Below are 20,777 nucleotides of genomic sequence, written 5' to 3'. Positions count from 1 at the left end.
CTACTCATTAAAAATTCGAATCCTTTAATAGGGGAATTCGCTGTAAGCGGTGGGCAACTGAACGGTACACAATACTTACAAAAGCAACCCAGAAGAAGCCTAAAAGCAAAGCCCCAACTGCGTCCATGGGTTTATTGGCACCAAAGTAAATACATGCCTCAACGGTCGCCAACAACCATACCAAGAGTACAAACCCTACTAAGATAGCCAAGGCACGATCGCGAAAATAAGGCAAAAAAATTGCATAAACAATTTCCAGCAATAGTACCATTCCTAAAACATGGAGCCCAGGAAATGAATAGCTGGTTCCATACTGGATATCTCCAGTTATCATACGAGCTCCCCACCGTAGAACCCACGCCAATACCAAACCTAAACTAACAGTCAATCCAACCCACAGGGCGGGAATCTTCCACCGCATCGCCCACAAAACCACCATTAAAATAGCCGTATAAATCAAGGCCATCGTTGAGTTGGATAAGATATTAATCACATTCAAAAAAGTTGTTTTGGTTTGGGTAACTTGCCCAATAGCCAGCAGCGTCAGCCGTTCATTGAGGTGCGGTAACCATGCTGGATTGACCAACTCGGCCACATACAAAGCTACAAATAGCACTAACGCAACGATCCCCAATGGTCGACGCCGATATCTTTCTCTAACTAGCATTCCACCACTTCTTATCCTTTTTGTATTTTTTATGATACATGATACTCATCTAATAATTATACCATGGTTGATACCTTAAACTTATTTTAAAAGGAATTGATTTTATACTTTTATTTGCAATAAAATTATTACTATGAAATAGTTAATAACACAATATAGTAAATTACATTTATAAGGGGAGATTTACTGTGCTACATACCGCTTTACTTATGTTCCTCGTGGGTGTTTTTGCTGGTACTCTGGGAGCTATCCTGGGAATCGGCGGAGGGATGATTATCACTCCTATCGTCACTCTCGCTATGGGGTTAGATATTAAATATGCTATTGGCGCTAGTATCATTGCTGTTATCGCAACTAGTTCCGGGGCAACCATTGCTTACCTGCGCGATGATGTCTTAAATCTGCGGGTAGCGATGTTTCTTGAGATTGCGACCACTATTGGGGCCATCATTGGGGCCCTCTTGACCGGAGCGATGAGTCCGGCTGTCCTGTATTTTCTCTTTGGAAGTCTTTTAGTCTTTTCTAGTTGGAACATGGTCCGCAAACTCCGTGCCGGCAAGGAAGTCCTCCACGAATCACAACCCGATAAATGGGCCGAGTTTTTCAAACTAAATAGCTCTTATTACGATAAGAACCTGCATAAGCAAGTTGATTATCAAGTCAAGAATATCCCAGCTGGTTTATCAATCATGTTTGGAGCTGGTCTGGCTTCTGGGATGTTAGGCATTGGTTCTGGGGCCTTTAAAGTAATGGCAATGGATAACGCCATGCATATGCCACTTAAGCCATCGAGTGCCACCAGTAACCTCATGATGGGGGTAACCGCTGCTGCTAGTGCCACCGTTTATTTTTTCAATGGTTCAATCAAACCCTTCATTGCTGTGCCACTTTCCTTGGGAATCCTCGTTGGAGCTGCCATTGGTAGTCGGGTTATGCAACACCTCCCATCACGGGTAATTCGGATGATCTTTATTCCAATCTTGTTATACCTAGGTTTACAAATGATCTTTAAAGCGTTTGGGGTGACTATTTAATGAATAAGAATGACAACAAGCAACAACATAACGTTACTCAAGAAATGGCTGATATCGAGCTTATCATCGGCAAAATCATGCGGATTGGTGTGATCATCGCCGCCGCAGTCATGTTAATCGGTCTGATTATGTTACTTATTACCGGGAATGGTGGTTACTATGCCAACAGCTACCCAACAACCCTTACTGCGATCTGGCACGGTCTTTTCTTGGGACGGCCTTTTGCCTATATGATGGCTGGAACTTTCTTACTTATTTTAACGCCAGTTCTGCGGGTCATTGTTTCAATTTATGCATTCTTTGTCGAAAAAGATATGCTTTACGTAGTAATTACTACCACTGTTCTCTTAATTTTAGTGGTATCATTTATTATCGGACATAATTAATTATTTAATCTATTATTTTAAAGGAGATTGTCACTATGGGACGCCATGACTATGACAACCAACAACCAGATACTGATTCATCCCGTGAAGCATCCGGGCACCACCAGCTCAGCCCGGGAGTCCTCCTAGCTCGTAAGATTTTTTTCGGGATCCTCCTGGTCGTCGTAGTTATCATTTCTTGGGGGCTTATTCGGGCATCGCACCTGTATACCCAAGCCAAGACGACTTCACAAAAAATTTATGCTCCGGTCCAAGTCACTAAACAACGTAAGACCCATACTTTATTGCAGCAAGGGCAGCCAATATCCATCCTACTTATGGGGACCGACACTGGGGCTTACGGACGGACATACACCGGACGAACGGATACGCTTATTGTGATGGTCCTTAATCCGGAACGTAAAAACATGACCTTAATCAGTCTTCCACGTGATGCTGCTGTAACAGTTAGCGACCACGAGGAAGAAGGTGTCGCCAAGCTCAATTCTGCCTATACCTATGGCGGACCCAAAGCAGCGATTAAAACCGTTCAGAACTACCTCAACATCCCTATTGATTACTATATGCTGGTCAACATGGGGGGCTTATCTAATATGGTAAATGCAGTTGGTGGAATTGATATCAAACCCCTTTTGACCTTCAAATACTACTATAATTTTACTAAGGATAAGCTGACCCATATGAACGGGGACATGGCGCTCCAATACTGCCGAATGCGGCATGATGATCCACTGGGCGACTACGGACGGCAAACCCGGCAACGCCAAGTGATGATGGCTGTCTTGAAAAAGGCGATCAATATTAAAGCCATGGCAACCGATGAATTTCTCAAATCCGTTACTAAGCAAGCACGAACAGATCTCACCTTTGACGACCTGACAATGTTAGCCCTGAAATACCGTCAAACTACTACCAAAATTGATTCTACCCACCTGCAAGGTGTCGGCAAGGAAATCAACGGGGTTGACTTTGAAGTGGCTTCACAAGAAGAAAAACAAAAGATCACTAACCTTATTCGTAAAAATCTCAACCTTGAAGTCCGCACTACCGGTTATGATAGTAATATCTCGCCCTATCAACCCTTACCCAACAATCAATAACTAAATAAATGGGGGACCATTAATCACATTAAGTTGGTTAATGGTCCCCCGTTTGCTTTATCTTTTTTGTTTAGTCCAAAATTTGAAATAAGCTTGCGCAATAATTTCTGCCACTAAAAAGCCCATCGCAATCGCAGCCGCAATCATCGTTACCTGAATTAGGTACTCGATTGCCAAATCATTATTCCCCAAAGCAAAGTTTTGTACCGCTCGGTAGGCCTGACCTCCGGGCACTAATGGTACCAGACTAGGAATATTGAACAAAATCATTGGCATCCGGTGCCTTTGGGCAGCCATCATCGCTCCAATTCCAATAGCAAAAGCAGAGCAGACATTGGCCAACATCACTCCAAACGTTATTGCCTTGATTGCTAGGTAAATCGCCCAGCCAAACGCACCCACTAAGCCACAAGAATGTAGTGCCTTACGTGGAATATTAATCAAGATCCCAAAAGCTACTGTGGCTAAGTAACTAAGAGCAATACTTATAATTGTTGTCATGTCCATCCCTCTTATAAATACCGAAAAATTACTGCAACACCTGTTCCTAGAGCAGCTGCTACTAATAGAGCCTCAATTCCCCGGGCAATTCCACTTAAAATATGTCCCGCCAAAAGATCGCGAACTGCATTCGTAATCGGTACACCAGGAACTAAGGGCATCAACCCCGCAATGATAATCATATCTAAACTCTTGCCGAACCCCGAACGCACACACAATAAGGCTGTCACGGCAATTGTAAATGCCGCAATAAATTCGCTCCCAAAACGAAAACGAAAGTGCCGGTTAATCTTGCTATAAATGGTAAATCCCAACCCACTAGCTAGTGCTGTGGCTCCCAGATCCCCCCAGTAGCCACCATACATAATCGACAAAGTACACCCCACAACAATGGCCGCTAGTAGTTGACTTCGAAAGGAAAAAACCGGTACTGCTAATGTTAATGCCTGCAAGTTTTCATGCGTTTCCTTGAGACTTAGTTCTTTGTTCGCAAAGGCACGGGAAATGGCATTGACCCGGGCAACCTTCTCTAGATCAATAGAACGCGATAAGACTGGTTGGACTTCAGCCGTTTTTTTAGTTGGAATTGACATCACAATTCCCGTAGTAGTTTCAAAGATCCGCGGATCCACCACCCCCGCACTCCGGGCAATCCGCTCCATTGTATCGTGCACTCGGGTCATATCTGATCCGCTTTCGATCATTATTTTTCCAGCCAACAATACCGTATCAACAATCATTTCATTCTTATTAAGCATGATCTTTCTTCCTCAAATTTGTGCGTACTAATGATACCAGTAATATACCACTAATTAAGATTAAAAGAGCCATACTGATAAATAAAGTATTATATGTCAAAAGGTCAATGATCACCCCGCCAAATAGCGGACCGACTGCTCGTCCCGCCGAGAAAGCAACATTGACATTGGCCTGGTACTTACCTTTTTCATTCAAGCCACTGAGTTCGTCGACTACTGCCGAAATTGTCGGGAAAGCATATACCTCAGCGACCGTAACTAAAATCATCGAAAGGACAAAGCCACTGTATTCGCGGGCAAAGGTCAATGAGAAAAAGGCAACAATGAACATTGCAGTTCCACCAAACAGCTTGTAGAGGGTATTGACGTTGAAACGTTCATCTACCCAACTAATCACTGGCTGACTGAGAACGATAATCACGCCGTTCAGTGTCCACAACAGACTGTACTTAGCCATATTGATTCCCTTGGTGCCCATGTATACCGATAGGTTACTGGACCACTGGGAATAACCTAACTGAATACAAAATGCTACCAATAAAATTCCCATAATCACCCGCACAGCTGCCGAACTGGTAGTGGTGGTCTTAGGATCCTTATTGCGTCGCTTCTTAGCATGATTAGTAACTGGAAAGTAGCAATAGAATGCAATTATCAAAAAAACAAAAATCATAATAGCGTTAATTACAAAAATTAATGTGATTGAAATATCAATAATAAAACCAACGCACAAAGTTCCCAGCACTACCCCTAGATTCATCATAAGGTAGGTAATATTGAATACGTATCGGGATGTATACCGGGTAATACTGGTTGCCATCGAATTCAAAATAGTATTAGTAATTCCAATCCCAAAAGCATCTAGTAATAAGAAAATCGGGTAAGCCGGCCACCCATTGTAAAAAATCAGAATCGTGACTGCTAGCAGCGAGATGCCGATCGATGTTAATAACCACCGGCGGGGATTGAGATGATCGTAGATGTATCCTCCAAAGTAACTTCCCCCAATCATTAGCAGTGAATCTAAAAACAAAACGATCCCGGCAACTGTCAAACTCTCATGTAGATAGTTATGCATGTAAATGGTCGTCATCGGCCACATAAAACTTGAGCCAGTAGAAGCGATGAGGTTCCCTACTGCTAACCAAAATAATTTCAGTTCTCTCTGCGGTGCCACACTGGTTTGCACTCTTTCTCCTCCCTCCGATAATAAAAGACTAAAATGTGCGAGAAATAACCTTCTCAGCAAGTCGTTCGTACTTAACTTACAACCTTACAATTGTTCCCCATGTTATTTATGTAACATTAGCGTATAAAATAGAGGCTGAGAAAACTATGTTTTCCCAGCCTCCTTGGCAATCGCTAAAAAGCTCGCAGTTTAGTCCTTAACAACGTTGACTGCTTGTAACCCACGTTGACCTTCTTCAACATCAAAGCTAACGTGTTGTTGTTCTTCTAAGGTCTTGAAACCTTCGCCTTGAATTGCTGAGAAATGAACGAAGACATCATTACCGTCTTCACGAGTGATAAACCCGTAACCCTTGTCTGCGTTAAACCATTTAACTGTTCCTTGTTCCATATTGAAACTCCTCCTTGTGCTGTAGCACGCATACTGTAATTTCTGCTGGGTAAAACCATAATCGAAGAAGTTTAAATACAAAACATCTTAACCACGATAACCTTTACAAAAATCCACTTTTAATTGTATCACACAGCTATTGTTAATAATAGCAAATCATTTTACAAACACATAATGAGCTGCTTTAAAACCAACTGTCGTTGTTTCGCCAGTTGCAACCACTTTTAAGGTAATTGGTCCTTCAAACGGTGCATGGTCAACTACCAAAATTTGCTCACCTAACTTTAAATCAATATCGCCCATGTACTTCAACAAGTCACGATTATCAATAAAACGTTCTACTGTTACCGTGGTCCCATCAGCAATATCTGCTAGTACCGTATGACTGCCTTCTTGATAATCACCACCATCCTTAGGTGGGATCACTCCCCCATGTGGGCACTGATCAGGATAATCTAGGAACTTCTCCAAGTGATCCATCAAGTTTTCACTCGTAACATGTTCCAAGACTTCTGCATCATCATGAACATCAGAAAGGTCATAACCCAACTTATCAGTTAAAAAAACTTCCCATAAGCGGTGGCGGCGTACCAACCGTTCAGCAATCGTCCGTCCCTTAGCCGTCAGTGAGATCCCCGCGTACGGTGTATGGGCAACTAACCCCTCTTTAACCAGTTTACCGACCATTTCAGTCACTGAACCCGCAGCTACACCGAGGGCCATGGCTAGTTGCTTGTTGGCTACTTTCTTTTGTTTACCACCTAACTCAAATATAATTTTGAGATAATCTTCTTTCTTCGGGGTCACACACTCCACCTCCACAATTTAGGGTTTCATCTTTCCTCTTTAAGGTACCACAAAACTTTTTGGATATCCATTGGCAAATCACTGGTTAGTACATGCTGCTCCTCCGTAAATGGATCAACAAACTGCAAATAATGCGCATGTAACGCCTGCCTTTGCAAGGGCGTGTCCATCCGCCCACCATACAACTCATCTCCAATCAATGGGTGTCCTTGACTAGTAAAGTGCGCACGGATCTGATGAGTCCGTCCCGTATGCAGTAGTGCTTCAACTACCGTTGCTCGTGCATATTCTTTTTTGACCCAGTATTCGGTCAACGCTGGCTTCCCCGTAGCGTCTACCCCATAGCGAAAAGTATCTGCAATCCGCCCTAAAGGTACATCGATTTGTCCATGTATCGTAGACATATGCCCTGCCACTACTGCCGTATATTTTTTCACAATCTGATGATTTTCGACCTGCTTATTGATCAATCCCTGAGCCAGGCGGTGTTTGGCAATAAGGACTAACCCACTGGTAAAACGATCTAACCGGGTAATCACATGCGGGACCAAATCCTTAGCACCTTGGGCTTGCAAATAACCTTTGACGCGGTTAACTACGGTATCTGTGCGGTTACTAGGCCCGGGAACGCTCGTTAACCCCGCTGGTTTATCAATCACTAGCCAGTTACTATCCTCATATTTGATTACTAGAGGCTTATTATTAGCTGGAATCTTAGGATCGGCTTTTTCGGGCGGCAGGATCAGTGTCACTGCCACTGGTCGAGTTAATTCGTACGCCAACCGGCGCTTTTTACCTGCAACAATAACGCGCCCTTCGCCCTTGTTTAGCCGACTAGTAATCCGGTGGCTAATGCCATACCCCTGCAAGAACTTTTTTACTGTTTCCGGTTGGGTATCCGTTTTGTGCCATGTAAATTTCATTTCTTCCTCCGTTTATTGCGGACTAAACGTATCAGCCCTACTAGTAGTAATACCATACTTATTCCTAGCCACAGGTAATTCAGTATTTGCCACTGGTCCAGGAAATTAGGCACCAAATCGGCCACGATAGTAGCTGCTACTCCTGTATTTGGAGTTAAATTTAAAGCCATGAGGTGGTCATGGAGCAAACTATAACTCCCCCAACTGAGACCACCACTGACCAAACCAGCCCAACCCCAATAGTAAGCCAGCCATAACAGTGACCTTGTCCGCCACAAGGTAATAATACCCATGATGAACAGCCCCACGCTTCCACTAATCAGAAGCACCATAGTGGCCTGCTGAATCGTTTGCAAATACGGAACCAACTTATCAAAACCTAGGCCTTTCATTCGGTTGTCAGCTAACTGTTGCAGATCGCTAACCAATGCCCGCTTGAAAGCTGCGTCTATTTCTTCACTTTGCTGATTACCTGCACTAGCTAGCCGTTGGTCAAAATTTTTCGTTATCTGATCGGTAATTTGTTCAATTGGAACAAAGTCCTTCTTACCGGCATACAAATTAGTAATTCCCTGCTTTAAATCCGTCCGAATCTGCGCAGTGGTTAGCAAATCACGTGTCAGATCCGGAGAAAGAGAATAAAAGATAGCTCGATTAGTAAAGCTACGATTTAATCCCTGTTGTATTTCTAATACTGCCTGGTCCGACATAATCGTCCGAGCAAAAAATTGTGGGCTAGCAATTGTGGTCTTCAACAAGATGCCGATCAACAATAAAATCCCAGCAATAAAGGCTCCCATACCATACCAACTACTTCTCTTTACTGGGGGCTGGGCTGACGCCTGATGACGGCGTAAAGGTAAATCTAGTTCTGCCATTGCAATCATTCCTTTGATGAATAGTATATTTCTGCTTGGCGCTCCCGCAACAGACACCTGCATTTACGTTCTGGGTTCGTGTTTCAACGTACTTAGTAGATTCTTTTATTATACCGCACACTGTTTTGATGCAAGTACAAAAAAAGAGGCGGGAATTTCCCCGCCTCGACAATATTAATCGTTACGTAAGTATAGATGATGGAATGTCCAGTAACTGACCAATAAGGCTATAACTGCTGTCACTCCATCCAGTAATAATGAATATGGTAAGGAAGTGAGGACACTTTGATCAAGATACCTTAACAGATTAATCATCATGTGTTCTTGGTGTCTAACCATCCAGGTCAAGATGACAAACATCAGGTAGTTTTCTCCAACCACAAGAGCGATCCCTACTACAACTTGAGCTTTACGCGTGAGGAGACTAAACAAGGCCCCTATCGCCATTGCCCACAACCAGGCCTCCAGAGTAAGGACTACCCCATAAATAATCATTCCGGCGATGGTCCAACCAAGATGAGTTCCGCTCAAACTTGAAGCATGCCCGAACAGTTCAAAGAAAATTGAATCGCTAATATCTGTTTTAAGTTGGTGCAGATAAGTAATCCGGTTAGAAAGAGCTTGGAAAGGAACCTGTGTAGCAAAATATAACAGGTAGCTCAGCAAACGGGTTAAGGCCCCAGCAATCACAATTGCCCAAACTTTACCTTTCCAGTATGTCCTTCGGGAAACTCCATTTTGGATCAAATACTTAAAGTCTGGGTATGTATAAAGAACAAAGAAACCCATTATCACCGTCACTCCTCCGATTGGGAGAAAAGCATAAGTTTCATAGAATGTACCATTCGTCTTAAAGATGTTGGCTACTAATGATAAACCTAGTAGCGTTACCAGCATGATGACATAATTGCGTAGGTACCGCTTGGTCAGAATCTGAGCAACTTTTCTAGTTCGTACATCTAGCATTGCTTAACCCTCCTTTCTTTCTGTGGTTTGTTGGGTCAAGTAAATAAACAGTTTTTCAAGAGGCATTTTTTCCAGATAAACTGTATCCGGCAAGATCCGCATTTCTGGCAAGTCATCGTACACATAGTAACCGGTCATGCGTCCTAGTTGTTCCTTGCCGATCACATTTAGTCCTTCCACATATGCTGTTACCTCTTTTTCTGGTCCCGTTACCAAGTAGGATTTGGTCATCATTTCATCAACTTCTTCATCCAAGATGACCTTTCCTGCTGAAAGAATCACTGCATGCGTAATGATATTAGCCACCTCTTCGATCAGGTGCGTTGACATAATGAATGTCCGCGGTTTTTTAGCATATGTATCGATTAGTTCTTGATAAAACATATCCCGGTGGTTAGCATCCAGCCCCAAGACTGGTTCGTCGAGCAAGATATAGTCAGCTGTTACTGTCAAGGCGATGATATCTTTAAAAATAGACCGGTACCCGGTTGAAAGTTGACCATACTTTTGATCAAGATCTAATCCAAACTTTTGCGCCAAACGTTCAGCATATGCCTGATCCAACCCACCATAAAAAGCGGCTGTATCTGCTAAGATGGTCGCTAATTTAAGATTTTTAGGATATAAATTACGTTCTCCCATTACATAAATTCGTTGCAAAGCAAGGTCATTGTCTACCACACTGTGCCCATCTAAGGTAATCTCTCCATCTTGAGCAAAAATCCGGTTAGCAATCAAGGATAGGAGGGTCGTTTTACCGATCCCGTTCCGACCTAGCAATCCATAGATTGTCTGCGGTTGAAAGGTCACCGAAATATCCTGCAAGACCTCTTTTTTCTTAACCTTAACGCTTAAATGGCTAATCTTTAGTCCGTTCATCCTTGTTCCATCCCCTTTGAATCAATTGCCATAATTGTTCTTCTGTTAACCCCAGTTTTTGTGCTTCTTGAACCAAGCTGACGATATAGTTTTTATAAAACATATCTTGGCGTCGTTGGGTAACTCTTTCTTGTGCCCCACTCTTAACAAACATCCCTAGCCCCCGTCGCTTTTCTAGCAGGTCAGCAGCTACCAGTAAGTTCATCCCCTTGAGGACCGTAGCCGGGTTAATATGGTATTGTTTAGAGATTTCGGTTGTTGAGGGGACTCGTTCCCCCTCCGCAAAGGTCCCGGTAAAAATCGCATCTTCGATCTGCTCAGATACTTGCAAGTAAATCGGTTCGATACTGTTAAAATTGAAATTCATCATCGCGTTCTCACCGCCTATCTCTCCTCGGTTAGTTACTTATGTAATTAACTATAATGGTTTTATATTATTTTTGCAACTTTTTTCTACGGACCTATGCTACACTGAACAACAGAAATACATTGAGGTGAACTATTCATGTTTGACTATCGCAACAAACGACGCTACCACCTGGTTTGGCTAGTAATCTACACTATTCTTTTTGGGTGGTTAACTTTTTTAGTGGCCCGGCATAGCCCCGTTATTACTGCTCTTGACCGTACTATCCAAGGATGGCTTATTCCTTTTACCAATCCGCAAACTACCAAAGTTGTCATTTTTCTCACTAACCTTGGTAGTCCAACCATGGGGGTCATCTTGGGACTGATCGTTTGCATCACTTTATTACTCCTTCATAACCGGGCAACCTTCCTCTGGGGGGCAGTCTTTTTAATCAGTGGTAACCTCATCAATAGTATCGTCAAACATATCATCCACCGAACGAGACCTAGTGACAAACTTGTTCCCCAGGGAGGATTCAGTTATCCTAGTGGTCATACCCTGAGTACCGGGTTACTGGTTATGCTTCTGTTGGCACTCATTGTCAGTCAAATCCACAACCGGGCCGTTCACGACCTCTTAGTCTGCCTTGGTTACATGTGGATTGTGGTTATTGCGTTAACCAGGATCTATCTTCATGTGCATTTTCCTTCCGATACAATCGGAGCTGGGCTTTTGTTGGGAATGATTTGGAACGTAACTCTCCTGTGTTATCCTTATCATCAATTTCAGTAATTTAAAAGCGCTGGACGAGAAATTCTCACCCAGCGCTTTTTAAGCATTGCAAGCTTATTTCAAACTAGCGGCACTTACTATTAAAGCCTGATAATTTTTACTCTTTAATGTATAGACGGCATTCCCTTTAACCCAAGAAATGGTACCACCGTTATCTACCTCAAAGGTTCCAGCTCCCCGTGTTTCCGGCACTGGCAACGCATATGCTTGGGTTAAGGCCACTACTTTGCGGGCTGTTTTCTTCGGATCCTGTCCTGCTACTGCTGATCCCCGAACCCCTAATGACCACCGACCTTCGTTCCAGTGGAGGTAACGTTGGCCCGCACCAGAATTAACTGTTCCGACAATGTTGTATCCCAAGTCAACATGAGGCAACTTAACCTCTGCTTTCCCATCTGAATACTTGACCGTAGCTGTAGCTTCAGTCCGAGACCCATATGTCTTTTTGGATAGTGTCAGGAAAGGCTGGGAATCATTCAATCGTGAATCATTGAGCGCCACTCCCCGATTATGCCCGTAAAAATCAACCGTATAGTTGTTTTGATCTCCACTATAACGAGCATTTTCTACCCCATTGATTAGGTGGGCGGTAGGGAACTTTTCATTTGCTCCCAACTTTTGTTTGAGCTGTTGGCCTAAATCAACCAGACGCTTGCTATCCTCATCAGTGGTAGCAGCTGAACTACTGGTAGCTTCACTGGAACTTGTCTGCCTTGTACTTGACGAAGCTTGCTTCTGCTCTGTGGACGCCTTTTTCTCTGTCTTGCTAGCCGTAGTTTGTGTGTCATGCTTAGTATCTGTGCTCTTACCACAACCTGCTAATAGCAAGCTACTAAGCAAAACAATTAGTAATTTACTTTTACGCATATAAAATCCTCCCCGGAAGTATTCCCACTACTACCTTTAATTTTATTACATTTTTTGATTATTTCACGCGGTTTGTAAAATTAAGTTAGAAAAATAAAAAGCCATTTGTGGTAGACTTTTGAATACCCATACATCAAAAGAAAGGACACCACAAGTGACCTACCACCATCTTACCATAGACGAACTAACGATGATCGCTAATTTTCGTGACCAAGGAGTAAAAGCCTACCGGGCCGCCGAACTTTTGCATCGGAGCTTAGAAACCGTCTACCGAGTTTATCGCTTTCTGGCCGCCGGCCACACGCTCCAAGAGTATTCGTAAAAACAAGGCTCATTGCGGTCGGAAGGCCATTCAATTGCCCACTGATGAGGCAACTTATATCAAAGCCAAAGTGGCTCAAGACCGGACGCCAGACACAATCATGGGACGCGCTGAACAACCACTCAGCTGTAGTATGCGGACGCTTTACCGCCTTTTTGAGCGGGGTACCTTTGATGTGCGGACTTTGCCGATGAAAGGCAAACGTCGCCCCAATGGTTACATAGAACGGCGGGGGAAGGCTGGTCAACTTGGCCAAAGCATTCACCAACGGGCTATCGACTTTCCCAACTTTAACCGTAAATTCAGCCACCTTGAAGCCGACACCGTCCAGGGCAAAGGACATCAGGGCGCCGTTATGACTTTGGTCGAACGGACTTCCAAAGTCGAAGTAATTCTTAACGTCCATAGTAAGACGGACACCAGTGTGACCCAGCACTTACAGGAATGGCTGGCAAAGTTTCCACTCCACTTCTTCAAGTCGATTACCTTCGACAATGGGAAGGAGTGCGCTGACTGGCGAGCAATTGCCAACCAATTTGACCTCCAGACCTACTTTGCCGAGGTGGGGGCACCTAACCAACGGGGGTTAAACGAGAACAACAACGGCCTTCTGCGGCGCGATGGGCTCCACAAAGGCCGCGATCTCCGCCACCTAGTTGATGAAGAGGTTGCTCAAATAATGAGCTACCGGAACAACATTCCTCGTAAGTCATTGGGCTATCAAACACCTTATGAGGTATTCATGAAGTATGTCACTGATGAGCAACTACTTTTTTTCTAACTTAAATTGACATTTTGGGAAATAAAAAAAAGAGGTTGGTGAAAACTGAATTTTCTACCAACCTCTAACTCAAGTATTAGTGTTTTCTTGTAAAAAGATAGTTCCACAGCATTGCTTCCTTCTGTGGTGCAGGATCAACGCCCAGTACTTCAGCGATCCCAAACGCAAAAGCCAAGGCCGTTGCCGGTCCCCGACTAGTTAAAATCTTGTGGTCCTGGTCAACTACTACCATCTCCTCACTAAACCGTGCTCCTGGCGTTTCACTGGCAATATCGTCCTTCATTCCTGGATACATTGTGAAGGCAGTATCTGTGAGCAAGCCGTACCGCGCTAAGGCGATGGGAGCAGCACACATTGCAGCGTTCCATTGCCTAGCTTCAGAGCGGGTTTGCATCAGATGCTGCAATTGGGCACTGTCACGCAACCGTTGCGCCCCACCAGAGCCGCCAGGGAGGACTACCATATCATAGGTTAGAAGATCGTCTCCCACAACTTTATCACAGGTCAGGGCAATATCATGTGCCCCCATAACATGGATATCATCCAAGCCAACCATGTCACAGGACACCTGTAACCGGCGTAAAACATCCACTACTGATAAACCTTCAATTTCTTCACACCCATCAGCAAAAATTACCGCTACTTTTGGCATGTTATTTCCTCCCTTTTTAGCCTACTTATTCTTACGCTGCTTAAGCTTCTTGATATCAGCCTTGACTCCTGTCTTAACAATTTGGCTAAAGGACCGCGCCGTCGCAAATTGTTCACGTGGTAAATATTTGTGAATTGCTCGGATCACTTCCCGTGGTCGTTTAACCGCGAACATGTAAGTCCCGTTGCGCTTGGTTTCAAAAGCAATCCGCGGGATCCACCGTCCTCCAAACAGGAGGGAAACCCGAACCGTTTTCACTTCCGTCCATGGAATCTGAGCAAAGTTCTTCGGATTTTGATCATCATAAAATTCAAATGCTTTATTACCAACGCTGGCCATCCCATATTGATTGAAGCCCATAAATGAAGTTGCTTTAACTTCCAAATCAACATGTTCGTTTTGTGATTCTACTAACCGTTCTGTTGCCACTCTTTTGCCTCTCTTCATCGTATTATTGTTGTCATTCTACCATAAATTTATTGTCCTAATGTAAATGAGGTCTAGAACCCGTTTTCGAATTCTAGACCTCATCCCGTTCGCGGATCACTCCGTTACGGTTATCCCTTCGTATTCAAAATTAAAGAATCCCCAATACGTGGAAGACAATCCCCACGATGAACAAACCAATGATGATTACGATTGGAGAAACGTTCTTCTTCAATAACCACATACAGAAGAATGTCAGTAACACAGCTGCTAAGCCTGGAATCAATTGATCCAAGTTGTTTTGCAGAGTTGTTACCTTGTACTTATCTAAGGACAGACCCTTACCCAAGTTGTATTGAGTCAAGGCTTCCTTGATCCCTGCAGAACCCTTTGGTAACTTGTCCCATTCAATATAAGCACCTTTTTGTTGCTTAACAGTTGAAACAACTGGCGTGAACTTGATGGATACCCAACGTTCTACCAGGGCACCCAGGATAAACATCCCCAGGATAGAAGCACCCTTAGTGATGTCTTGCAAAATACCACCAGAAAGGTCCTTAGTAATTTCGGAACCGGCACGGTAGCCAAGTTCTTGAGTGTACCACATGAAGGCCCAACGAATAATGTTCCATAATACGAAGAACAAGATTGGTCCCATGATGTTACCACTCAGGGCGAGGGAAGCACCTAAAGCCCCTAAGATAGGCCGAACAGTAAACCAGAAGACAGGGTCACCGACACCGGCCAAAGGACCCATCATCCCGATCTTAACCCCTTGAATAGCAGCGTTATCGATTTCAGCACCATTAGCTCTTTCTTCTTCGAGGGCTAAAGTAACCCCGATAACTGGTGAAGCTAAGTATGGGTGCGTGTTGAAGAATTCCAGGTGGCGTTCCAAAGCAGCTTTCCGTTCTTCTTCAGTCTTGTAAAACTTCTTTAAAGCAGGGATTAATGCGTAGCACCAACCACCATTTTGCATCCGTTCGTAGTTCCAGGAACCTTGTAAGAAGGTTGAACGCCATGCAACATGTAAACGATCACTCTTTGTTAAAGTAATTCTTTTTTCAGCCATGTTTATAACCTCCCTCTTATTCGTAGTCATTCAAGATATCGCCGAGTGGATCACTTGAGCCTTGGCTAGCATTAGCATTGCCAGAGCCACCAACTTTTTCTAAGTGCAAGTAGATCAAAGCAAGAGCAACACCGATTGTCCCGAGGGCGATCAGAGTTAATTCTTGCAAGGCAGCGATAACGAAACCTAAAGCGAAGAATGGCCATACTTCACGGGAAGCCATCATGTTGATAACCATTGCGTAACCAACGGCCACAACCATGCCCCCACCGATAGCCATACCTTCATTTAACCATGCAGGCATTGCTTCGAGGGCACTTCTAACAGTTGCAGTAGGGATAGCTAATAACAGTGCAGCTGGAATAGCAATCCGTAAACCTTGTAATGCTAAGGCGATTAATTGCCAAACTTCGATAGTCCGGAAAGAACCCTTCTTAGCACCGTTATCCATGATGTGAACAATCGCAGTTGAGATTGTCCGCACGATCATAGTTAAGAACAAGCCGGCAACTGCCAAAGGAATAGCGATTGCGATCGCAGAATTAACACCCTTAGTCCCTTGGTCACCTAAAACAAGAATAATAGCAGATGCAACAGATGCCAAGGCAGCGTCAGGGGCAACCGCAGCCCCGATATTAGCCCAACCTAAGGCGATCATTTGTAAGGAACCACCTAAAATAACACATTCTGGTAAGTGGCCTGTTACTAAACCAATCAATGTACATGCAATCAGGGGTTGGTGGAGTTGGAATTCATCCAAGATCCCTTCCATACCCGCAAAGAATGCAACAATAAATACTAGAATTGCTGAAATTGCAGACATAATTTTACCTCCTAAATCGAATTACTTTTTAGCTAATTCTGCGTTAGCTTTCTTCAACAGACTGTTGATATCTTCTGGTGAATCAGCTGGAACCTTACGGACGTTGAACTTGATACCCATCTTGAGCAATTCTTCAATAGCTTCAACGTCGTCAGGACCCATGGCGATCGCGTTGTTAACAACTACTTTACCAGTGGAGTGCGCGATAGAACCTAAGTTGATTTCCTTGATATCTACGCCACCTTTGATTGCCCGTAAGGCATCCGCACAGTTTTCAAAGAGTACCAATGCCCGTGTATCACCGAAACGTGGGTCTTTGGCCACTTGTTCCATCTTAGAGATTGGAACAACGTTAGCTTTAATTCCAACAGGAGCTGCCTGTTCAATCAGTTTCTTCCGTAATTCATCATGCGCTACAGCATCAGAAACAACAATGATCCGTGTTGGTTGCACAGACTTGGACCATGCAGTGGCAACTTGTCCGTGAAGTAACCGGGAGTCAACCCGTGCCAATACGTACTTGATGTGACCGTCTCCCAGCACAGTTCCTTCAGGAATAGCCCCTTGTGGTTGTGCCGCAGCAGCTGGTTCCTTAGTAGCTTCTTCAGCTGGAGCCAGGTCTTCTGGACGAACTTTAACACCATCTTTGGCTGTTTCAATGACATGAGCCGCAATTTCTTGGGCGCTTTCCATTGATAACCGGGAAGCATAAGCTTCAATTACCATTGGCAAGTTCATTCCCGCTACGATTGCCCACTTATCTTTGTGTTCTTCGTAGAGTTGGTTTGCCTGGTTAAACGGTGTACCGCCCCAAAGGTCAACCAAGAACAAAATTTGGTCTTGGTCATCGAAAGATGCGATCGCTTTTTCCATTTTAGCGCGCACATCTTCTGGACCTTCATTAGGCTTTAAAATGACAGCTGCGACGTTTTCTTGTTTACCAAAAATCATTTCACCTGATTGGTAAATCCCTTCGGCGAAGCCACCATGACTAGCTAAGATAATTCCTACCATAGCTAACTACCTCCTTGATTATTGTGTCCGTAGGCTCTCAATTAAATAGTAAATAATAGCAATCTAAGGGTTAAGACCCGTCACAATAAAAAAGAAAGCCCTTTCGAACTATCTGAATTATACAATAAAGCTAAATAAATGACAATTATGTATGCAATTTTATACCAATTTAGCATTATTTAACTAAATCCGTTATATAAAAAGGCTTTTCTCAAACTAACCATTACTAAAATGACGCTTCATAAATTTATTTTGTTCAAAAATATAAGCAAAGTTGCATATTTCTCGTGCAACTGACTTAATTTGCCTATAAAAAAACCGGCCAACGTTGATACCTCAACGAATCTGGCCAGTTTTTATGAAATAATGCTTGCCTTATCCTTATTTTGTCCATTGAATTGTGGACGTGGCGGAATTTTCCCTACCTGCTTGTCCTTAGTATGCAACAACCGTAACGAATTGACTACCGCAATCACCGTTACACCTACATCAGCGAAGACAGCGGCCCACATGCTAGTCAAGCCCAATGCGCCTAAAACTAAAAAGAGGAGTTTGCAACCAAGGGCAAAAATGATATTTTCCCATACTATTCGCTTTGTTTTACGTGCAATATTAACCACTTTGACTAGGGAACTAGGATCATCATGCATCAATACTACATCAGCTGCTCCAATAGCAGCGTCAGAACCTAAGCCCCCCATTGCAATCCCAACATCAGCACTGGTCAAAACTGGAGTGTCATTCAAGCCATCACCCACAAAAGCAACTTGAGCATGACCAGCTAGTTCTTGCTTGTACCGATCAACATAGGCCACCTTATCTTGGGGGAGGCAAGAGCAGTGAACTTCATCCAATCGCAATTCATTTGCCAAGGCCTGACCGACTTGGGGAACATCTCCGGTCAACATCACTTGCTTAGTAATCCCCAACGACCGCAATTCTGCAACCGTAGCTGCACTATCTGGCTTAACCACGTCAGCCACTACCAGCAAACCTTGGTACTGCCCGTCATAAGCCACGTATACTCGTGTTCCCGCCTGGTACAGGTCGGCTTCTCCTTGAGGAAGTATAATTCCTGCTTGCAAAAGGAGTTCGCGCTTCCCCACTAGCAATTCTTGACCCTGGTAGCAAGCGCGTACCCCCTGCCCAACAAGTTCTTTACGGTCTTGAACTTGATCCATAGCTGCGTGTCCTAATCTTGCATATGCCACAATTGACTGGGCAATCGGGTGGGGGGAAGCCGTCTCTGCTAAAGCCGCCATGCGAATCAGATCAGCTTCCGCCACCCCAGCATGGGGAACAGTCGCAACCACAGCAAATTCTCCTTGCGTTAGAGTTCCTGTTTTATCATAAACAACTGTTTTGACTCCGGCGAGTGCTTCGAGGAAGTTTGACCCTTTAATCAAGGCTCCCGCCTTGGAAGCTGCCCCGAGCCCTCCGAAAAAGCCAAGTGGAATCGAAATCACTAACGCACATGGGCAAGAAATCACTAGGAAGATCAAGGCCCGTTGAATCCAAACTGCCCACGCACCGCCTGTCACTAATGGCGGAACAACTGTCAATAGTGCTGCCAAGACCACTACTATTGGTGTATATACTTTAGCAAAGCGCTGGATAAAGTTTTCAGTTACCGTCTTTTTTTCACTCGCATGCTCCACCAATTCTAAGATTTGCGAAGCTGTTGAAGCCCCGAATTCTTTGGTAACACTGACCCGGACTACCCCATCTTGGACAATCGTTCCTGACAAAACATCGTCCCCCACAGTCACATACTGTGGTTGGCTTTCTCCGGTCAAGGCTGCTGTATTAAGATACGTCTGCCCTGCAACTATACATCCATCAACTGGGACTTTCTCCCCGGGGTGAACTACGATCACGTCCCCCACTTGAACCTGTTCTGGTCGAACCCGGTGAACCTGCCCATTGAGCTCCAAGTTAGCATAATCAGGCCGGAGATCCATCAAAGCAGTAATCGACTGGCGCGAGTTAGCAACCGCTCGATCTTGGAAAAACTCCCCGAGCTGATAAAACAGCATCACTGCTACTGCCTCAGGGTACTGCTGCAACATAAATGCCCCCACGGTAGCTACAACCATCAAAAAATTCTCATCAAACACTTGCCCTTTAATGATATTGCGACAAGCCTTAACGACAACTTCCCCACCTACAAGTAGGTAAGCTACCCCATAATACACTAGCAGTGCAGGATTAGGCCAAGTTAGCCAATGCCCCAGACAGAGCAGGGCGGCACTGAAGCCAATCATACTCAATGTGATTTTTTCTTCATGCGTTAGTCTTAGCTTCATCCTACCCCTCCGTTCATTCAACTAGCTAAATTCGATATCTTTAATTTAGGATATGAACATATACTCATATATTTAACTGGTTTTAGTATAGCACTTTCATAGACCTAGGTAAATATCTCTTTTGCATCCCGTGCTGTTTGATAGTAATATTATGCTAGTTATATTTGAATTCACGTGAAACAGGTGGCACAATGACAAAACAAAAACTTTTTCTTCCCACTGATGCAGAAATCGAGCGAAGCGTCGCTATCTTTAAAGCATTTGGTGACCAAACGCGGTACAAGATTCTTGCTTTGCTCTATGATCACCAACTTTCCGTCAATGAAATCGCTGCGCAGTTAGAAGTCTCGCAGTCAGCTGTTTCCCACCAACTCAAAGTTTTACGTCAAACTGGGTTGGTCCGGGGAGACCGTCAAGGGCAAAAAGTTCTCTACGAACTGGCTGACCGCCATATTATTATGATTTTCCGGCAGGTTAAAGAACATATTTCTGAAGATGATTTTTAGGCATAATAAAAGAAGGAGGTGTCGTTTCTACAACATCTCCTCCTTTTTCATTTTGGTAGATTGCAATAAATAACTTGAACAAATTTAATGACGCAGATTAAGCAAAAAGATCTCAATTGGAGTTCGCCAGTTCAAACATTTGAGTGGCCGTGAATTCAGATACCAGTTAATCTGAATCAATTCATCATCACTAATCTCTTCAATTGGCTGACCCTTAGGAATAAATCGCCGTAACACTCGATTACGATTCTCATTACTACCACGTTCATGCGGAGAATAAGCATGGGCAAAGTACAACGGCACGCCGGTATTTTTCTCAATTGATTGGTAGTTGGCGAACTCTTTCCCGTGATCAACCGTCAGTGTCTTGAGATTAGTTCCTAATTGAT

The 20,777-nt window shown here is 43.9% G+C and carries 24 protein-coding genes and 1 pseudogene; 6 read left to right on the top strand and 19 right to left on the bottom strand.

The window, feature by feature from the left end:
- Nucleotides 1–7: 7 nt before the first annotated feature.
- Nucleotides 8–667, bottom strand: a complete 660-nt coding sequence (locus G541_RS0106550) for a phosphatase PAP2 family protein (RefSeq protein WP_009553870.1) — start codon at nucleotides 665–667, stop codon at nucleotides 8–10.
- Between the two features lie 188 nt (nucleotides 668–855).
- Between G541_RS0106550 and G541_RS0106545 the strand changes: the two genes are divergently transcribed.
- The 3 genes from G541_RS0106545 to G541_RS0106535 are packed head-to-tail and all read left to right on the top strand — an operon-like array spanning nucleotide 856 to nucleotide 3,187.
- A complete protein-coding gene (locus G541_RS0106545; protein WP_009553871.1) occupies nucleotides 856–1,701 on the top strand; it encodes a sulfite exporter TauE/SafE family protein in 846 nt (281 codons plus the stop codon).
- Complete coding sequence (locus tag G541_RS0106540) at nucleotides 1,701–2,087, top strand: DUF1634 domain-containing protein (protein WP_027826912.1); 387 nt, start codon at nucleotides 1,701–1,703, stop codon at nucleotides 2,085–2,087. Before G541_RS0106545 ends, G541_RS0106540 begins: the two co-directional genes overlap by 1 nt.
- Nucleotides 2,088–2,122: 35 nt before the next feature.
- A complete protein-coding gene (locus G541_RS0106535; RefSeq protein ID WP_009553873.1) occupies nucleotides 2,123–3,187 on the top strand; it encodes an LCP family protein in 1,065 nt (354 codons plus the stop codon).
- Between the two features lie 57 nt (nucleotides 3,188–3,244).
- Here the strand turns inward: G541_RS0106535 and G541_RS0106530 are convergent, their stop codons facing one another.
- From G541_RS0106530 to G541_RS0106485, 10 genes are all read right to left on the bottom strand, one after another.
- Nucleotides 3,245–3,688 (bottom strand): threonine/serine exporter family protein, encoded by a 444-nt coding sequence (locus G541_RS0106530; protein ID WP_009553874.1) that lies wholly within the window; start codon nucleotides 3,686–3,688, stop codon nucleotides 3,245–3,247.
- An 11-nt stretch (nucleotides 3,689–3,699) separates the two neighbouring features.
- A complete protein-coding gene (locus G541_RS0106525; protein WP_009553875.1) occupies nucleotides 3,700–4,446 on the bottom strand; it encodes a threonine/serine exporter family protein in 747 nt (248 codons plus the stop codon).
- The gene (locus G541_RS0106520) at nucleotides 4,439–5,635 is read right to left on the bottom strand and encodes an MDR family MFS transporter (RefSeq protein WP_027826911.1); all 1,197 of its coding nucleotides are present in this window, start codon (nucleotides 5,633–5,635) and stop codon (nucleotides 4,439–4,441) included. Before G541_RS0106520 ends, G541_RS0106525 begins: the two co-directional genes overlap by 8 nt.
- 189 nt (nucleotides 5,636–5,824) lie before the next feature.
- Nucleotides 5,825–6,025 (bottom strand): cold-shock protein, encoded by a 201-nt coding sequence (locus G541_RS0106515; protein WP_009553877.1) that lies wholly within the window; start codon nucleotides 6,023–6,025, stop codon nucleotides 5,825–5,827.
- 156 nt (nucleotides 6,026–6,181) lie between these two features.
- The gene (locus tag G541_RS0106510; protein ID WP_027826910.1) at nucleotides 6,182–6,832 is read right to left on the bottom strand and encodes a metal-dependent transcriptional regulator; all 651 of its coding nucleotides are present in this window, start codon (nucleotides 6,830–6,832) and stop codon (nucleotides 6,182–6,184) included.
- A 26-nt stretch (nucleotides 6,833–6,858) separates the two neighbouring features.
- Nucleotides 6,859–7,755: an RluA family pseudouridine synthase gene (locus tag G541_RS0106505; RefSeq protein WP_009553879.1), complete on the bottom strand. Its 897-nt coding sequence runs from the start codon at nucleotides 7,753–7,755 to the stop codon at nucleotides 6,859–6,861.
- On the bottom strand, nucleotides 7,752–8,633 hold the full coding sequence (locus G541_RS0106500) for a hypothetical protein (RefSeq protein ID WP_027826909.1): 882 nt from the start codon (nucleotides 8,631–8,633) through the stop codon (nucleotides 7,752–7,754). The genes G541_RS0106505 and G541_RS0106500 overlap by 4 nt, the downstream gene beginning before the upstream one ends.
- A 174-nt stretch (nucleotides 8,634–8,807) precedes the next feature.
- Entirely contained in the window at nucleotides 8,808–9,599 is a 792-nt protein-coding gene (locus tag G541_RS0106495) for a hypothetical protein (protein WP_027826908.1), read from the bottom strand.
- A 3-nt stretch (nucleotides 9,600–9,602) separates the two neighbouring features.
- Nucleotides 9,603–10,478 carry an ATP-binding cassette domain-containing protein gene (locus tag G541_RS0106490; RefSeq protein WP_027826907.1) on the bottom strand — a complete coding sequence of 292 codons (876 nt, stop codon included), beginning with the start codon at nucleotides 10,476–10,478 and terminating at the stop codon, nucleotides 9,603–9,605.
- Nucleotides 10,459–10,845 carry a GntR family transcriptional regulator gene (locus G541_RS0106485; RefSeq protein WP_027826906.1) on the bottom strand — a complete coding sequence of 129 codons (387 nt, stop codon included), beginning with the start codon at nucleotides 10,843–10,845 and terminating at the stop codon, nucleotides 10,459–10,461. The genes G541_RS0106490 and G541_RS0106485 overlap by 20 nt, the downstream gene beginning before the upstream one ends.
- A 138-nt stretch (nucleotides 10,846–10,983) precedes the next feature.
- Here G541_RS0106485 and G541_RS0106480 point away from each other — a divergent pair, with 138 nt between their 5' ends.
- Nucleotides 10,984–11,619, top strand: coding sequence for a phosphatase PAP2 family protein (locus G541_RS0106480; RefSeq protein WP_027826905.1), 636 nt, complete (start codon nucleotides 10,984–10,986; stop codon nucleotides 11,617–11,619).
- Between the two features lie 54 nt (nucleotides 11,620–11,673).
- Here G541_RS0106480 and G541_RS0106475 read toward each other — a convergent pair whose 3' ends face one another.
- Complete coding sequence (locus G541_RS0106475) at nucleotides 11,674–12,486, bottom strand: hypothetical protein (RefSeq protein ID WP_027826904.1); 813 nt, start codon at nucleotides 12,484–12,486, stop codon at nucleotides 11,674–11,676.
- Nucleotides 12,487–12,640: 154 nt separating this feature from the next.
- Here G541_RS0106475 and G541_RS09525 point away from each other — a divergent pair.
- Nucleotides 12,641–13,589: pseudogene (locus G541_RS09525) on the top strand (IS30 family transposase).
- A 76-nt stretch (nucleotides 13,590–13,665) separates the two neighbouring features.
- Here the strand turns inward: G541_RS09525 and G541_RS0106465 are convergent.
- The 6 genes from G541_RS0106465 to G541_RS0106440 all read right to left on the bottom strand — a co-directional run bounded on the left by G541_RS0106465 (nucleotide 13,666) and on the right by G541_RS0106440 (nucleotide 19,882).
- Entirely contained in the window at nucleotides 13,666–14,241 is a 576-nt protein-coding gene (locus G541_RS0106465; protein WP_027826903.1) for a DJ-1 family glyoxalase III, read from the bottom strand.
- A 21-nt stretch (nucleotides 14,242–14,262) separates the two neighbouring features.
- Nucleotides 14,263–14,670 carry a DUF956 family protein gene (locus G541_RS0106460; RefSeq protein WP_009553901.1) on the bottom strand — a complete coding sequence of 136 codons (408 nt, stop codon included), beginning with the start codon at nucleotides 14,668–14,670 and terminating at the stop codon, nucleotides 14,263–14,265.
- A gap of 148 nt (nucleotides 14,671–14,818) precedes the next feature.
- Nucleotides 14,819–15,739 (bottom strand): PTS system mannose/fructose/sorbose family transporter subunit IID, encoded by a 921-nt coding sequence (locus G541_RS0106455; protein ID WP_009553902.1) that lies wholly within the window; start codon nucleotides 15,737–15,739, stop codon nucleotides 14,819–14,821.
- A 16-nt stretch (nucleotides 15,740–15,755) separates the two neighbouring features.
- Nucleotides 15,756–16,562, bottom strand: a complete 807-nt coding sequence (locus tag G541_RS0106450; protein ID WP_009553903.1) for a PTS mannose/fructose/sorbose transporter subunit IIC — start codon at nucleotides 16,560–16,562, stop codon at nucleotides 15,756–15,758.
- Between the two features lie 21 nt (nucleotides 16,563–16,583).
- Complete coding sequence (locus G541_RS0106445; protein WP_009553904.1) at nucleotides 16,584–17,576, bottom strand: PTS sugar transporter subunit IIB; 993 nt, start codon at nucleotides 17,574–17,576, stop codon at nucleotides 16,584–16,586.
- Nucleotides 17,577–17,932: 356 nt separating this feature from the next.
- A complete protein-coding gene (locus G541_RS0106440) occupies nucleotides 17,933–19,882 on the bottom strand; it encodes a heavy metal translocating P-type ATPase (protein ID WP_027826902.1) in 1,950 nt (649 codons plus the stop codon).
- A gap of 191 nt (nucleotides 19,883–20,073) precedes the next feature.
- On the opposite strand from G541_RS0106440, the gene G541_RS0106435 reads away from it, so the two are divergent.
- Entirely contained in the window at nucleotides 20,074–20,388 is a 315-nt protein-coding gene (locus G541_RS0106435; RefSeq protein WP_009553906.1) for an ArsR/SmtB family transcription factor, read from the top strand.
- An 84-nt stretch (nucleotides 20,389–20,472) separates the two neighbouring features.
- On the opposite strand, the gene G541_RS09520 is transcribed toward G541_RS0106435, so the two are convergent.
- Nucleotides 20,473–20,777: IS30 family transposase (locus G541_RS09520; protein WP_027826706.1), on the bottom strand; the 305-nt coding region annotated here is incomplete at its 5' end.

Origin of the sequence: Ligilactobacillus saerimneri DSM 16049 (assembly GCF_000423265.1) — a bacterium.
GTDB lineage: Bacteria > Bacillota > Bacilli > Lactobacillales > Lactobacillaceae > Ligilactobacillus > Ligilactobacillus saerimneri.
The sequence above is the reverse complement of the archived record's forward strand: the minus strand, read 5'-3'. Positions and strand labels throughout refer to the sequence as shown.

Coding starts and splice junctions, on each gene's coding strand:
- G541_RS0106550 (WP_009553870.1), bottom strand. CDS start 667: ATGCTAGTTAGAGAAAGATATCGGCGTCGACCATTGGGGATCGTTGCG.
- G541_RS0106540 (WP_027826912.1), top strand. CDS start 1,701: ATGAATAAGAATGACAACAAGCAACAACATAACGTTACTCAAGAAATG.
- G541_RS0106535 (WP_009553873.1), top strand. CDS start 2,123: ATGGGACGCCATGACTATGACAACCAACAACCAGATACTGATTCATCC.
- G541_RS0106530 (WP_009553874.1), bottom strand. CDS start 3,688: ATGACAACAATTATAAGTATTGCTCTTAGTTACTTAGCCACAGTAGCT.
- G541_RS0106525 (WP_009553875.1), bottom strand. CDS start 4,446: ATGCTTAATAAGAATGAAATGATTGTTGATACGGTATTGTTGGCTGGA.
- G541_RS0106515 (WP_009553877.1), bottom strand. CDS start 6,025: ATGGAACAAGGAACAGTTAAATGGTTTAACGCAGACAAGGGTTACGGG.
- G541_RS0106505 (WP_009553879.1), bottom strand. CDS start 7,755: ATGAAATTTACATGGCACAAAACGGATACCCAACCGGAAACAGTAAAA.
- G541_RS0106500 (WP_027826909.1), bottom strand. CDS start 8,633: ATGGCAGAACTAGATTTACCTTTACGCCGTCATCAGGCGTCAGCCCAG.
- G541_RS0106495 (WP_027826908.1), bottom strand. CDS start 9,599: ATGCTAGATGTACGAACTAGAAAAGTTGCTCAGATTCTGACCAAGCGG.
- G541_RS0106490 (WP_027826907.1), bottom strand. CDS start 10,478: ATGAACGGACTAAAGATTAGCCATTTAAGCGTTAAGGTTAAGAAAAAA.
- G541_RS0106485 (WP_027826906.1), bottom strand. CDS start 10,845: ATGAATTTCAATTTTAACAGTATCGAACCGATTTACTTGCAAGTATCT.
- G541_RS0106480 (WP_027826905.1), top strand. CDS start 10,984: ATGTTTGACTATCGCAACAAACGACGCTACCACCTGGTTTGGCTAGTA.
- G541_RS0106475 (WP_027826904.1), bottom strand. CDS start 12,486: ATGCGTAAAAGTAAATTACTAATTGTTTTGCTTAGTAGCTTGCTATTA.
- G541_RS0106465 (WP_027826903.1), bottom strand. CDS start 14,241: ATGCCAAAAGTAGCGGTAATTTTTGCTGATGGGTGTGAAGAAATTGAA.
- G541_RS0106455 (WP_009553902.1), bottom strand. CDS start 15,739: ATGGCTGAAAAAAGAATTACTTTAACAAAGAGTGATCGTTTACATGTT.
- G541_RS0106450 (WP_009553903.1), bottom strand. CDS start 16,562: ATGTCTGCAATTTCAGCAATTCTAGTATTTATTGTTGCATTCTTTGCG.
- G541_RS0106445 (WP_009553904.1), bottom strand. CDS start 17,576: ATGGTAGGAATTATCTTAGCTAGTCATGGTGGCTTCGCCGAAGGGATT.
- G541_RS0106440 (WP_027826902.1), bottom strand. CDS start 19,882: ATGAAGCTAAGACTAACGCATGAAGAAAAAATCACATTGAGTATGATT.
- G541_RS0106435 (WP_009553906.1), top strand. CDS start 20,074: ATGACAAAACAAAAACTTTTTCTTCCCACTGATGCAGAAATCGAGCGA.